General features: G+C 62.1%; 13 protein-coding genes. 8 read left to right on the forward strand and 5 right to left on the reverse strand.

All coding sequences use genetic code 11. The features are described from left to right. The first annotated feature begins 5 nt into the window (after window positions 1-5). The 7 genes from BM066_RS07450 (at window position 6) to BM066_RS25910 (ending at window position 8,492) form a co-directional block, all read left to right on the forward strand. On the forward strand, window positions 6-926 hold the full coding sequence (locus BM066_RS07450) for a glycosyl hydrolase (protein ID WP_018062463.1): 921 nt from the start codon (window positions 6-8) through the stop codon (window positions 924-926). A 716-nt stretch (window positions 927-1,642) separates the two neighbouring features. Continuing rightward, window positions 1,643-2,482, forward strand: coding sequence for a TnsA endonuclease N-terminal domain-containing protein (locus BM066_RS07455; protein WP_143093682.1), 840 nt, complete (start codon window positions 1,643-1,645; stop codon window positions 2,480-2,482). After that, a complete protein-coding gene (locus tag BM066_RS07460) occupies window positions 2,479-4,671 on the forward strand; it encodes a Mu transposase C-terminal domain-containing protein (RefSeq protein ID WP_026176630.1) in 2,193 nt (730 codons plus the stop codon). The genes BM066_RS07455 and BM066_RS07460 overlap by 4 nt, the downstream gene beginning before the upstream one ends. Continuing rightward, on the forward strand, window positions 4,668-5,573 hold the full coding sequence (locus BM066_RS07465) for a TniB family NTP-binding protein (RefSeq protein ID WP_018062460.1): 906 nt from the start codon (window positions 4,668-4,670) through the stop codon (window positions 5,571-5,573). The genes BM066_RS07460 and BM066_RS07465 overlap by 4 nt, the downstream gene beginning before the upstream one ends. Before the next feature lie 41 nt (window positions 5,574-5,614). Further along, entirely contained in the window at window positions 5,615-7,468 is a 1,854-nt protein-coding gene (locus BM066_RS25905) for a hypothetical protein (RefSeq protein WP_143093683.1), read from the forward strand. Then, window positions 7,459-8,175 (forward strand): SprT-like domain-containing protein, encoded by a 717-nt coding sequence (locus BM066_RS07470; RefSeq protein ID WP_089925937.1) that lies wholly within the window; start codon window positions 7,459-7,461, stop codon window positions 8,173-8,175. The genes BM066_RS25905 and BM066_RS07470 overlap by 10 nt, the downstream gene beginning before the upstream one ends. Before the next feature lie 122 nt (window positions 8,176-8,297). Beyond that, window positions 8,298-8,492, forward strand: coding sequence for a hypothetical protein (locus tag BM066_RS25910; RefSeq protein WP_143093684.1), 195 nt, complete (start codon window positions 8,298-8,300; stop codon window positions 8,490-8,492). A 95-nt stretch (window positions 8,493-8,587) separates the two neighbouring features. Here BM066_RS25910 and BM066_RS07475 read toward each other — a convergent pair whose 3' ends face one another. The 5 genes from BM066_RS07475 to BM066_RS07495 form a co-directional block, all read right to left on the reverse strand. Further along, entirely contained in the window at window positions 8,588-8,791 is a 204-nt protein-coding gene (locus tag BM066_RS07475) for a hypothetical protein (protein ID WP_026176629.1), read from the reverse strand. Between the two features lie 170 nt (window positions 8,792-8,961). Further along, window positions 8,962-10,002, reverse strand: a complete 1,041-nt coding sequence (locus BM066_RS27335; protein ID WP_018062457.1) for a TonB family protein — start codon at window positions 10,000-10,002, stop codon at window positions 8,962-8,964. After that, window positions 9,989-11,131 (reverse strand): His-Xaa-Ser system radical SAM maturase HxsC, encoded by a 1,143-nt coding sequence (hxsC, locus tag BM066_RS07485; RefSeq protein WP_018062456.1) that lies wholly within the window; start codon window positions 11,129-11,131, stop codon window positions 9,989-9,991. The genes BM066_RS27335 and hxsC overlap by 14 nt, the downstream gene beginning before the upstream one ends. After that, entirely contained in the window at window positions 11,128-12,567 is a 1,440-nt protein-coding gene (gene hxsB, locus BM066_RS07490; protein ID WP_018062455.1) for a His-Xaa-Ser system radical SAM maturase HxsB, read from the reverse strand. The genes hxsC and hxsB overlap by 4 nt, the downstream gene beginning before the upstream one ends. 216 nt (window positions 12,568-12,783) lie before the next feature. Beyond that, the gene (locus BM066_RS07495; protein WP_255367511.1) at window positions 12,784-13,197 is read right to left on the reverse strand and encodes a nuclease; all 414 of its coding nucleotides are present in this window, start codon (window positions 13,195-13,197) and stop codon (window positions 12,784-12,786) included. Window positions 13,198-13,233: 36 nt separating this feature from the next. On the opposite strand from BM066_RS07495, the gene BM066_RS25915 reads away from it, so the two are divergent. Next, window positions 13,234-13,416 carry a hypothetical protein gene (locus BM066_RS25915; RefSeq protein WP_018062453.1) on the forward strand — a complete coding sequence of 61 codons (183 nt, stop codon included), beginning with the start codon at window positions 13,234-13,236 and terminating at the stop codon, window positions 13,414-13,416. Window positions 13,417-13,555 lie beyond the last annotated feature (139 nt).

The following is a 13,555-nucleotide window of genomic DNA, read 5'->3' on the forward strand; positions in this document are numbered from 1 at the left end:
GCCGTTTGAGCAACCCCAACGCATCAGCGGAAGCTCGCGCCCTCTATGACTTCCTCTGGCGGCTCTATGGCCGCAAGACGCTAACGGGCCAGCAGGAGCTCGGCGTGGCGCGAGCCGGGCCGCGCATCGAACTTGACTACATTGAGCGCGTTACGGGCCGCCAACCCGCCCTCCTGGGCCTCGACTACATCGAGCCGCGCGACAACAAGGCGGTCAACGAGCGGGCGACGGCCTGGCATCGTTCGGGCGGGATCGTCACGCTATGCTGGCACTGGGGCGCGCCGGACATTGGCACGGGATACGAGAATTCGAAAAAGGACTTCGACCTAGTCGCAGCTCTCCGGCCTGGTACGCCCCAGAACGTCGCGCTTCACCGCGACCTAGCGACCATAGGCGATCTGCTGGCGGTCCTGCGCGATCGGCAGGTCCCGGTGCTGTGGCGACCGTTGCACGAGTTCAGCGGCGATTGGTTTTGGTGGGGCAAGCATGGCCCTGTGGCTTTCAAGGCGCTTTGGGCTCTGATGTACGACGAGTTCACCCATCGTCGCGGCCTCGACAATCTGATCTGGGTGCTGGGCTGGGCAGGTCAGAACGTAGATCCGGCGTGGTACCCGGGACGCGAGCAGGTCGACGTCGCGGGCGCCGACATCTACGTCGACGATCATGGCGATCTGGCCCCGATGTTCCAAGCGGTGAAGGCGATCGTCGGCGACACCGTGCCGATCTGCCTGCACGAAAACGGCCCCATTCCGGCGCCGTCGCTGCTCGGGCCTCAAGCCGATTGGCTGTGGTTCATGACTTGGCACACCCGTTGGCTAATGGATCCAGCTCAGAACGACCCTGCTCGCCTGAAGGCTTACTATGCGTCGGAGCGGTACCTGACCAAGGACGAGCTGCCGGCCGCCGGCTTGCCAAGGCTTGCTTAAGGCGATCCCGTTTTGGCAAAATGAGAGGCTAGAAACGGAATATATAGCCATTCCAAAATGGCCCGACGGTGAAATGTGCGTGTAATTCGTCGATGTGAAATCGAGCAGTTACGAAGCAACATTTCTCTGCGTTGGATGATATAGGCTTATATGCATCTTTATGGAGAGACGGTTGCTTTCATTTTTGCAGAAATATCCATTTATTTTCTCAAATTGAATAATCGAAAATGCTTCCTAAGCCGTGCTACCATTTCAACGGTAAATGCTGCCACTTCAACGGACTTTGCTACTCCTTTTGCAGTGAATTTCTCGGTGCGCAAAAGTGAAGGCGCGTCCCGTTGCCTGTGGCGGGGTGGGAAAATTCCGCAGACATCTTGATTAGACTCGAAAATTAACCTCGTATTCGCGAGGCGTGCGGATGCGCTCGCGATTTCGCAGATGGCGCAACGCGTCATGTGCAGGCGCCATTTGGCGTGCGCCGATCTCCAGCACAGGGAGCAATGAAGACGAGGCTTTTCTGAAAACCAACCGCTAGGGCGGAATAGACAAAAACCCAGGCCTGCCAGGGCCTGGGCTTGTCTCGGAAAGAATCCGAAGTCGTTTGTGTGCGACCAGGAGACTTTCCCCCCGCATCGCCACTGAGTCAACACCGCGCCTGCGGAGGTGAATGATGGCGTGCGGGTGCTCCGCCTCTTCCAAAAAAAGGATGAGGAAAAATGAGCACTAACTTTCCAGGACGACTTGAGTCTCACGTCACATATGCATGTGGCGCGGGTCGCTCGGTCGATCTGACCAAGGCGATCCTAAATGGACCCAACAGGCCCGCCGACGCCCTGAGTTGGGAGGCCATTAGCGCCGCCGGCCGGGTTGTTGTTACGCCGGACGGGCGACCCATTCGCTCGATTATCACCGGCCGTAAGCGGATCGTCACAGGCAGCTATCCGAGCCGAAAAGCCGGCCGCACCTTCCCGCACGAGAGCATGAACGAGCACGCCTTCTTCATGCATAGCGAGGTCGACACGCGGGTCGTTGATTATCGAGCCCAGCCGTTCCGCTTCGAATTCGTCAGCGATGGCGCGAAGCTGATTTATATCGCCGACTGCGTACGCCTCCTGGAGGGAAACCAGGTCGAAGTCGTCGAGGTCAAGAACGACGGCCGGGCCCTTCGGGACGACAAGTACGTCCTGAAACTCAACTACGTAAAGGCCGCCTGCGAGAAGCTGGGTTGGGCGTTCCGTATCGTTTTTCGTGATGACCTGGTCCTGCCGACGGCGACCTACGTCAATGTGCAGGAGGTGCAATCGCGCCGGCTCGTCCGGTTTGATGCGTCGCACGGCTACACGGCGGTCGAGGTCATCCAGCGAGCCGGCGGCGCGGTTCCGCTCGGCAGGCTGGCCGAGGCGCTCGGCGATCGTCGCCGCGGAAGCGCCATCGCTAAGGCCATGATGGTTTGCCGTCTGATCGACATCGATCTATCGCGCCCGCTGAGCTGCGACAGCCCGGTGCGCCTAGTCGAGCAAGGCGCAAGCCATCGTTCGGACGGGGGCGCGTCATGAGCGTTCCCGTCCGTTTGACCATCGGCGATTGCTGGGAGTTCAAAGGGCAGCGCCTGCGCTTTGAGCGCGAACTCGGCGGCGGCCTTCTCCATTTCATCGTCGAGAGAACCTTGGCGCCTTTCCAGATTGAAGATGCCTTTGGCGGCTCTCTCGCGCCTGATACTGCCTGGCTGCTGCACGGCCTGGCGTCGGGCGTGCTGAGGCGGATCGCCGACCGCCGAGGACCTCTCGCTCGCAAGAACGCCGAAGGCCGCGAGGACGACTGTGAGGCCCTTCTCAAGCTCGACAGCCAAGCCCGCCTTCGTGCGTTCGTGGTTCGAGGCCTCGAAGCGATGGGCGAGGTGCCACGCAGCGAAAGGGCGATCAGGCTAGGTCTGGCAAAGCTGTGGGCCGCCGAACCGGACAAGGCGGCTCGCCTGGGTCACAAGCCGTCGCCGCGCTCGGTGCGCCGCTGGCTGGCGGAGCGCGGCACACCCGGTGAACGTCGCCTGCGGCAGATGATCTCCATGAGCGGGCGCGTCGAACGGAAGAGGCGGCTGCCCCCGCTGGTCGTCGAGCTCCTGCGCCGGGCTGCACTTTGGTACTGGTCACGACGAGGTTGGAGCCAGGCCGACGCCTATAGCCGCTTGGCGCGATTGATATTCCGGATCAATCGACTGCGTCGGTCGGGCGGCCACTTACCGCTGCTTCCCCTGCCGTCGCCCGAAACCTTGCGCCAGGAAATCCACCTCTACGAATGCATCGACACCTATGCCGCCAAGTATGGGGAGAAGGCCGCCAAGACGCGGTTCAAGGCCAGCGGCAAGGGTCTCTCCGCCCAACGGTTCCTGCAGCTGGGCTGCATGGACCACACGGTGCTCGACGGCGTGGCGATCATCGACGCCGATTGGATGCTTCCGGTCGGCAGGCCCACTCTTACGGTCCTGATGGACGTGCGCACCCGTTGCATCGTCGGGTTCGTGCTGAGTTTCGAGCCGCCGTCGATTTACTCGGTCATGGAGTGCATCAAGCGGGCCAATCGGCCCAAGCTCAATCTGCCCGGCAGCGCCGCTCGATACCCCACCCTGGTATGTATCTTCGGTCGGTTCGACGAGATCGTCGTCGATAACGGCAAAGAGTTCGTCGGCACCTCCCTGGAGGACGCGCTAGCGGACGTGGGCGTTGCCCTGCGCTTTGCGCCAACAGCGTCCCCTACCTACAAGGCAATGGTCGAGCGCTTCTTCGGGACGCTCAACAAGCTCCTCAACCACAAGCTTCCTGGCGGCGTGCTGAAGCCGGAGTTGCTTCGTGAGATGGGTTACGATCCGGCCAAGGACGCCGTCCTAACACTGGCCGAGATCGAGGAACTGATCTGGGAGGCGCTGACCGTCTATCACACCGGCCATCACACCGGTGTCGGCGCTCCGCCGGCTCAGCTGTGGCAAGCCGACGTCGACGCCTACGGCATCGATGTCATCGACGATCGACAGCTCGACAAGATGTTGGGAGCCGTAGAGACGCGGCGCCTGACCAAGTCGGGCATCGAAATATTCGGCCTGCAGTACCATGACCCGGCGACGGTGGGCGGTCTGCTCGAAGAGCTGGCTAGGTTCGAACCGGTCAGGGGGCAGCGAAAGGGATCCGCGACCGCGCAGGTGAAGGTCAAATACAATCCCGTGAACCTGTCTGAGGTTCACGTCTGGAATCGGCAACGCAACCGGTACGTGACGCTGCCTTGCCTGGACGAAAAGTACACGGCCGGGATGTCACTTTGGCATCATCGCAAGATCCAGGAGTGGTCGCGCCTCAAGGGTTTGGAGTTCACGACCGAAGAGGACCGCCTAGTGGCGCGGGCGAAGTTCATTTCGCTGATCGAAACCAGTGCTCCTGGACTGAAGGGCAAGGATCGCCGTGCCGCGCTGCGCTTAAGGAGTTCGCCAAAGGTTCAAAGCCTGGCGGGCGAGGCGCCCATGCTGGCCTACGCATCGTCGCGGCACGATGGGCTGGCGGCGGTAATTCCCCACGAGACACTGGCCTCGATGCGAAGCGACGACGGCCAGGCCTCAAGCCGGCCGGCGCGACCCCAAAAGCGCTCGTCCAAGCGCCGCAAGGTCAACCCGTCCCAAAAGCCATCGATCCTGGCGCCCGAAACCGGGCGCGAGGCGGATTTCTCAATCGACTATTCCGGCTGGAAGGAGATCGACCTGTGACCACTCGGGACATCATGGCCGGCAAAATTGCCGCGTTTCAGTCGATTTACATTCCTTACCCTCCGCAGCTGGCCTTCCATGAGCGCTGTGCATTCTTGGTGGAGCTTGGCCGCGCGACGCGCGGGCGACCACAAAAGGGTATGAGGGTGCTAGCGCCCTCGGGGTCGGGAAAGACGGCCGCCGCCGAGGCCTTCATTAGGCAGTTCGAAGCCGTCTACCCTCCAACGGAGAGCTTTGTCCCGATCATTCACGTGCCCTTGGATCGGGCCACCACGACCAAGAAGTTGATGATGTCCATCCTGGACGCGTTCGGTGACAGCTACTCGAGCCATGGTAACGAGAAGGTCCTAAAGGCCCGGGTAAAGTTGTGTTTTGAACGATTTGGCACGCTATTGATGATCATCGATGAAGTACAGCATCTGAATTTTCATACCTCAGCCACAAATGATGCCACCGATACGCTGAAGCGGCTGCTCGACGACGGCGTGGTGCCCATCATATTCATGGGCACCGAGGACGCTCTGGGTATGTTCACCAGGAACATACAGTTGAGCAGTCGCCTCATCGAGGCCTGCGATCTTTCGCCGCTCGATTGGACGCTTTCGGACAACCGCCAGCTGCTTGTGAACTATATCGCGGCCCTGGACGCTGCGATGGTCCGGCAGGGAATAGTTGCCGAGCCGACTAAGATCATTGAGCCGTGGGCGGTTGGCTGCCTCCACGCTGTGACGGGCGGTGTGATCGGCCGAATATCTCGTCTCTTCGCCATCGCGCTGGATATTGCTCTACGACGCGATGCCACAAGAATCGAGATTTACGACCTGTCCTTGGCCGTCGACCGCTGGGCGGTGCCCAATGGCATTATCGATCACAACCCGTTTCTGAAGGAGCGGGGCAAATGAGTATGGCGGCTCAAATAGCGGCGGAGAGCCGGAGGGGACGGTTGCTGTTCCCCCTCCAGCCGATCGAGCAGGAAAGCTTCCAGGGCTACATTGTCCGCCTTGCCGAATGGAACGCGTTTGGCGCCCCCAAAGAACTTGTGAAGGCGCTGGGCTTGGGATCGACGCCGGCTCGACAATGGCCAAGCAGGCCGCAAACCAGAGATGATGATTTCGTCTGGCGATTGGGAGTGGATCACAGCGTCATCGACAAGATGCTTTTGTGGTCCGATCCCGAAAGGGCCAGCTACGACGAGCGAGTTGGGCGAGGCAGACGTGTGTCGCTAAGCGGCCTGCGAAAGCAAAACTACCATCGCGAGTACTGGTGCTTGTCCCAACTGTCTTTCTGCCCGGAAAGTTGGGACGTCCTACTTGCGACATGTCCTGCGTGTCAAAGCGATCTCGACTGGTCCTCCTTGCAGGTGGACCATTGCGGTCGCTGCGCTTTCGACCTCAAGCAAGCTGAAACCACCTCAGTCCCCACCAAACTGCGGCCATCGCTGGCATTCATGGCCGGCCTTCTTAATCGCGATCGTTCCAAGCGCGAGGCGGCGAGGCAGAAGGCGCCGGCGGAATTTCGGTCAATCTCACCTTTTATGATCTTCGATCTGGCGGCCTTGTTCGGTCGGGCAGCCGATCCAGATCAGGTCGGCGGATTCTATGGCGGCTCCCGGCTTCACACAGAGGGATATGAACCGGCCGTTCTCGCCCAGGGCGCGCGGATAATTCTCGACTATCCAGCATCGTTCTGCCGGCTGGCGGAAAGGCGACCAAACAGCACCACCTCCGACTTTTTCGCCAACTTGCGGCAATTCGGACGCCTGCTGGCGCCTGTGGGGCGGCAACTGACGGACCTTGTCAACAACTGGGAGCCCGTCGCGCACGGGCCGTCTCGTCTCAAACACAATCGCGAGGAAGAGGGGCAATGGACGCTTCGCGAGGTCGCCGAGCATCTGGGGGTTCAAAACTCTCAGGTCCGCTCATTGGTGGAGGCCGATTTGATAGCGGCGTCCACCTCGCGGGGAGCTGAGCGGAGCTACCAGTGGTTTTTGCCGGAGGAGGCCGAGCGAGTTAAGGCAATCCTGGCTGGTAGAATTTCGCTGGCAACGCTGTCGCAAACTTTGGGTCTTCCGGCTCCTGGTATTGAGCAACTGGTTACGTCCGGTCTCTTGCACCTGAACGCGGATTCCGTGGTCGCGGCGCTCCATAGCGGACCGCAGTTCCGACGGGCGGAAGCGCTGAAAATGCTAGAGGACTTTCGCGCCATCGCGTGCGAGCCGCCGGTCGTCGGCCCTAGGATGGTCTCGCTGGAGGACGTCTTTCGTGGAATCGGCGCGCGGCCAAAGCCTTGGGCCGCGGTTGTCTCGGCCATACTGGCGGGGAATATTGCGGCCTACTCCAATGGAATCCAAGCCGAACAATTTCGGATAAAACACCTGGGTGTCAGCGAGGAATTTGCGCGTGAGTTCGTCGCGGGCAAATGGCCGAACCTCCTACTTGTGCGGGGCTTGCCCGACAGCGCTGGTTTCTCCTGCGCGTTTTCGAGATCCGACGCCGAAAGTCATCTTAATTGTTACCCGCGGGACCTGACGTGGCTACGAACCCACGGCCATCTCCCACTCTATACAGACCCGTCCTTCCGACGGGCCGTGGAGGCGCTGGGGCAAGAGCTCATCAGTTCGCGTGAAATCATGTGGCGATGGCGCGTTTCACCCACGCTTCGAGAGAGCTTGCCGGCCGAGCATGGAATTGCGCGCAGCAAAGGGCCCTTTTGGCCGAGAAACGCAATCGAAGACCATTTCCGAAAGATGTTTCGCCAGGCCAATGCGCCAATTTTGTCTCGATCTGAATGGCGATGATGGAGAACGTGCCTGCAAGATTGGAACGTAAAAAAATTCGGGCAGCGGAAGGTTATCAAGAGGTTGAAATGGCTTACGACCATTTCAACCGAGAACTATTTGACGGAGGGTTGCCTGGCTGTGTCTTCACGTTCCGGCATCGAGCGAACACTATGATTTGTTTTGTTGCCAACAGGTCCGTGCAATATTGCAGCGTTGAGGCTGGCGGCGAGGTCGCCATCAATCCTCAATACTTGTCGGTCGTGCCCCTCCTGGAGGTGGCGGCCGCGCTCGTTCACGAAGCCGCTCACGTTTGGCAATGGCGGTTCGGCACGCCAAGCCGTCAAGGCTACCACAATCGGGAATGGGCTCAGAAAATGGAAGAGATCGGCCTGATGCCCTCCGACACTGGGAAGCCGGGAGGCCGAAAGGTCGGTCAGAAAATTGGCGCGTATCCGATCGCCGGCGGCCGCTTTCTCGCGGCGTGCGAGACGCTGTTCACAGAGGATTTTCGCGCCGCCTGGCGAAATCGCTTTTCAGCTGATTGGCCACATGGCCGACCTGGGAAAAGGCGCTCGAGCCCGCCAGCTCACCCCGTTTTTCAGCTCAAACGTCCCCATAAGACCCGCACGAAGTTCACTTGCGAGGAGTGTCGGGTCAATGTTTGGGGGAAGCCGACCCTTCGTATCGTTTGCGTCCCGTGCGATAAACTGATGACGGCCTTCTAGCGTCCAACTTCGAGACGGGCGTGGTTCATCCTTGGCGTGACGGATATGCCGCCGCAAGCTAGCTGGCCTATCGTCGGAAACAGATAACCGCTCCGAGCGCGATTTCCCTCACGGAGTTCCGCATGTCGCGACCGCTGACCACACCGAAATCCACTATGTTGCCTACTCAGCTCCCGCCCGCCAAGCCGCGCCACCTGATGTCAGATGCCCAGCGCATGGCGCGCGGGCGAGCCCAGTTTGCCGCGGGCGAATATATCGAGGTCGAAGATCTGGACGTGTACTTGGACGGTCTGAGCGTCTTCCCGCCACAGGTCTGAACTTATGACCGGGCCTGCCAACTGGGCGGCTTGCATGACGCTGACAAACCTAACTGGGAGGCGGCGGAGCACTCGCTGCGCTCCGCCTTGGGCCGCTATTTGACGGGTTTCGCGCCAGGCGTGCCGCACTTGGCGAATTTGCCCTTGGCGTCCTTGCATTTGGCGGCCTTGGCCGCTGCAGCCGGTGGGCACTTGATGAATTTGCCCTTGCCGTCGCGACATTGAGCGCCTGCGAACGCGGCGTTTGAGGAGGTCAGGGCGAACGCGATGGTCGCGGCAAGTACGATGGAACGGCGCATGGATTTCCTCCGGTCGGGCGATCCGACAACGAGAGCATTTCATGGTCGTGGTGACGCTTTCAAGGCCGGTCGCGCGAGATGGGTTTAGGGAGCGGGGGAGCACGCCAGACGGTGCTGAAGGGCCGCTCCGTGGCCTCGACGCCAAGGCGCCAGCGACCCTCAAGTTCTGTCTATCGGGGAACCTGAAAGATGATGGGCAGCGTGATCACACCGCCATCGCTGGGCGTCCCGTCGAGTGTGGTCGGCTTCATTCGGAAAAGCCGCGACAGCTTCAGAGCCGCTTCACCAAAACCATAGTCCGCCGGATCTTCCGAAACGATGGAGCAGGCCTCCAGCGCGCCCCTGGCGTTGACGACGCATGAGATCGTCGCCCGTCCTGCGACTTCCATCCGCTGCGCGCGATCGGGGTAGTAGCGCGCCATGTCCTCGCCGGTCGGTCGGCGCGCCCAGTCGGGATTGATGATCGTCGGCATTTTGCCAGCTGTGGCGCTGGCCGGCGCGGCAGCGGGCTTGACCTCAGTTCGCGAAGGCATGCCAATTTCGACGCCGAGCAGACGCAGGGTCTCCAGATCCATCGCGGCGCTGATTGGTAAGTTGTTGGCGGCCTGAAAGCGGCCCAGGGCCACCTTGGTCTTCGCTCCGAATTTCCCGTCAACAGGCCCGGGATCATAGCCGCGAATGACGAGCGCGACCTGCACCTTGGTCACCATTGACGCGACCTCGCCCGTCGTCAGCCTTTGGCGCGACGCCACGGTGTCGGCGCCTGTGCTGGCCTCCGCCTCGGTGAGATCCGGCACACCCGGATCTTCCCAGGCCTTCAACGGCGCGGGATGGGGTTTGGGCGCTGGCGGGCGGACGATCGGCCGAGGTTTGGGTGCGGGAGGGGGCGTGTAAACCGGCGCTGGGGTCACATAGCCGCCGGAACTGGAATAGTGGGAACTGTGGCTGCTGTGTCCGCTGCTGCCGCTGTAGTGGCTGCTGTGGCTACGATGGCTGCTGTGGCTTGAGTGCGAACGGTGGCCAGCGAACAGCAGAAGACGGTTGCGTTCGGCCGGATCGCGAAACACCAACAGATCCTTCTGGATCTCCGGCGGATCGCCGCGCACACTCTCGTCCGTCGGCATGGGTTCAGCGGCCAGACTAGGATTGACCGCCAGACCGAACGGGCTGGCCGTGCCCAGCAACAGAGCCAGCTGATCACGCCATTTCATGCGAAAGATCCTCATATTGCAGCGGGCGGACGGCGCGGCTGCGCCAGGCGGGGCCCGCCGAGGCGAAGAAGCCCGCGCAGTGGTCCTTGACCACGCAGGGCGCGCATTCGGCCGGGTAGCTGTTCTTCCATTCCGAGATCGACTGGCGGGCGAACGGCCACAGGGTCTTGGGAAGGACGCAGAGCGGCAGGTTGTAGATCGACACCGCCATGCCGCGATTAGCCAAATGGAAGACCGCGGTCGTCAGCTCCGCCAGATAGTCGACCGGGTCGATCCACAGGCGGTCGCGGTTGCCCTTGGCGAAGCCCATGGGTTCCAGACCCATCAGGGCGATATGGGTGACGAACGGCAGGCGGCGATAGATGAAGGCGGCGAGCTGAGGCAGGCGCGCAATGGTCAGCTTGTGCAGCACGACCCGGATCTCGACCTGGGCGCCATTGCACGCCAGTTCATAGAGCCCGTCCAGGGTCTCGTCGAACGCCCCGGGCGCGACCACGACCTCGTCGTGAATATCGGGGACATCGGCGTAGAGCGGGACCGCCCACGTGGTTCGCTCGCCGCCAGCCCTGATCCAGGTCGCCGCGGCCGTCGCATCCTTGAAGTTTCGGCCGTTAGTCAGGACGTGCAGGCCGGTGTCGGGCAGTTCCTGACCACAACGCTCCAGAACGGCCGTCAAACCGTCGCCCAGCAAGGTCGGCTCGCCGCCGGTGACGCCCAGCTGCTCCTCGCTCTTGTCGATCAGGGGGATGGTGGCCAGTAGTTCCGACACCCGCCAGCTGTCATCTTCGTCGCGAGGCGGCTGCGAGCACATCAGGCAAAGGCTGTTGCAGCGCTCGGTGGCGAAGAGGGAGTTGGTGCGCGCGCCGCGCCGCCAGACCACCGAGACCATGCTGCTGCCTTCGCGCAGCCGAACGACGTCGCCCGCGGCGATCACGCGCGCGTCTCGCGGCGCGCTCAGGCGGACTTCATCATGGTCACCGCCGATCCAGCCGTCATCGACGAAACGCGCGCGTTGATGCGAGGGCAAGGGGCTTGCCGCCCATTCGTCGTCATCCAGCAGCTTGAGGATCCGCACGCCGTCGACGCCGCTGATCTTGCCGTGGGTGTGCAGCGCCAGGCCAAGGGTCATTGGGGCACATATCCCGCGTCGATCACCTCATCGCGCGCACGGTTGAATGCCCAGGCGGTGAAGGTGCGCAGCGTTTCCGGATCCCCCTCGGCGAGGTGGCCAAACAGGATCTGAAAGAGCCCCATATGCTTGGTGCAAAAGTCACTGGTGGCGCGGTCGCCGATCGGATCGCCGTGAGCCGCCGCATGATAGACAGGGTCGGCGCCACAGAACGGCACGAATGCGCAGTCGCGGCAGCCCGGCAACTGCTCGGCGACTGCGCCGGTCGCTAGCCAACGCATGGCGGGTGAACTCATCAGAGTTTCGAAAGACTGGTGCACCGTGCCTAGGGTAAAGCGCCTATCGCCGGACTCGGCGGCCATGCGCGCCTCGTCGGCCGGATAGACCTGGCCATCATAGTTGTAGACCAGGACGCCCAGGCCCGCGCCGGCCGGTGAGCGCAGATCGACGTAGCCTGAGCCGAACGGCGTCATGATGTGGCGTAGCAGGATCGAGGCGTAAGTCTCGACCATCGGCTCGCCCCGTCGATTGAGCTCCAGCAGATATTGGAGAGCCTGATTATAGAAGGCGACGAACGCGCCCATGTCGTAGCCGATCGCGCGCCGCGTCTTGCGGGCGAAGCCATAGGGGCTGATCGGCCGCAAGAAGATCGAAGCAAAGCCAAGCTCGCGGTAGACATCGATGACCGCCTTGGGGTCCGCCATCGCCGCCCGTGTCAGCGTCGGCATGGCGGCGACGCCCTCGTGTCCGACGACAGCACGCGCTCGAGCCAAGCTTTCAACGGTGCGGGCGAAGCTGTCGTGGGTTGGATTGGGCCGTTGGCGATCATGCAGCGGCGCCGGGCCATCGATCGAGGTCGAAATATGGATCTGGTGGTCGCGGCAGAACGCCAGTTCATCATGACCTAGGTGGTGCAGGGTCGAGACAAGCGAAAAGCGGATATTGCGTCGGTGGATCTCGTTGAGCTGCTCGATCTCCAAGACGATGCGCTCGATCAGGTCAAAGCGCAGCGCCGGCTCGCCGCCTTGGAATTCCACCGTCAAGGCCTGAGCCGGGGCCTCGAACACGCGATCGATTGCCGCCCGAGCGTCGTCCCAGGACATGTCGAAGCCTTCGGCGCCGGTCGCCGCGCGCGACACCTGGCAGTAGCCGCATGCGTGATCGCAGCGCAGGGTGACGACGAAAATGTGCAACGCCGGACCGTCGAGCAGAAAAGCCTTGCGCGTTCGCTCCGCGGCCGCCTCAAGACCGACGCCGCCTCCTCCAGGTCGCTCGATCATCCCGAGCGCCAGAAGATCGTGAAAACGAGCGTGCTCCGATGTCAGGCGTCCAGCCTGCAGAGCCTCGCGATCGGCCCGCGACAGGATGGCGTATTCGCCCCGCGCATTGGTCACCAGGCTCTGTGATCTCGCCATGAGGTCGATGGACCGCAGCATGGCCTTCCCCCGAAAGCGTTGCTTTGGCGAGGCTAGTCGCTTTTCGGTGGAGATTGAAATGGAAACTCACGCGAAGGAAGTTTCGCGTTGGTAGCGATGCGGCTGGTCCGGCTTGGGCGGTGGGGCACGTAGCTCGCCTCACCAGCTTGCCTCCCGCACTGGTCAGGAATGTCTCTGACCTGACGCTGGTCTTCTGTGACCGGCCAGCCCCGCTGTCTATCGCCCGCGGCCGCCTTGGGCGATGCCAGCCTGGGCCATGATCTTTCCGATCGGCCGGCCATCGACCTTGCACGCGGCAATTACACGGTCATAGCTGCGGGTTGACCTGTTGTGACCGCGCTCGACGGTGCAGATCGCGCGACGGCCGACGAGACCATCCATGACCGCCTTGGCTTGGCGTCCGTCGGCCTCGTTGAGCTCAGGTGCGAACCACTGGGCCTCACGGATTTCGACCCATGACCGAGGATCGGACGAAGGGCCCACGCATAGACTGTCGCCATCGCCAGCGTACCGGACCAAGCCGGTTATTCGCTGGCCGGGCTTGTAGCTCTCGACCGGCGCTGTGCAGGGGTCAGCGAGAGCTGGGGCGGCAACAGCCAGGATGGAGGCGGTGAGGACAAGGCGGATCATGCGCCGCTTCATAGGTGATGGCCGGATTCGGAACAAATGCAGAAGCATCCCGCATCGGCGGAGCTTGGCGGTCTCACGCTGCTCACGATCATTGATCGCCGCGCCTCTGACGGCCTGGATGTAACTCAAGGAACCCAGCCACCTGCGCCCTTGCCTCTTCTCGAACGCGACTGTATCGGCGGGGTGATCCAGGCGGCGCGGACGCTCTACGATCAGTGAGGCCGGCCTTCGCTGACTGCCGATGACTGACTCTTCTCCGACGTTGGGAAGGTCCGCTCGCGGGCGGCCAGGGGGCGGGCTCGAGGACCAACGGACCTGACTCTTTGCTGATGTCGGTGCGTCGGTTTGGGTCCAGCCT

The organism is Caulobacter sp. UNC279MFTsu5.1 (genome assembly GCF_900114015.1).
Taxonomy (GTDB): Bacteria; Pseudomonadota; Alphaproteobacteria; order Caulobacterales; family Caulobacteraceae; genus Caulobacter.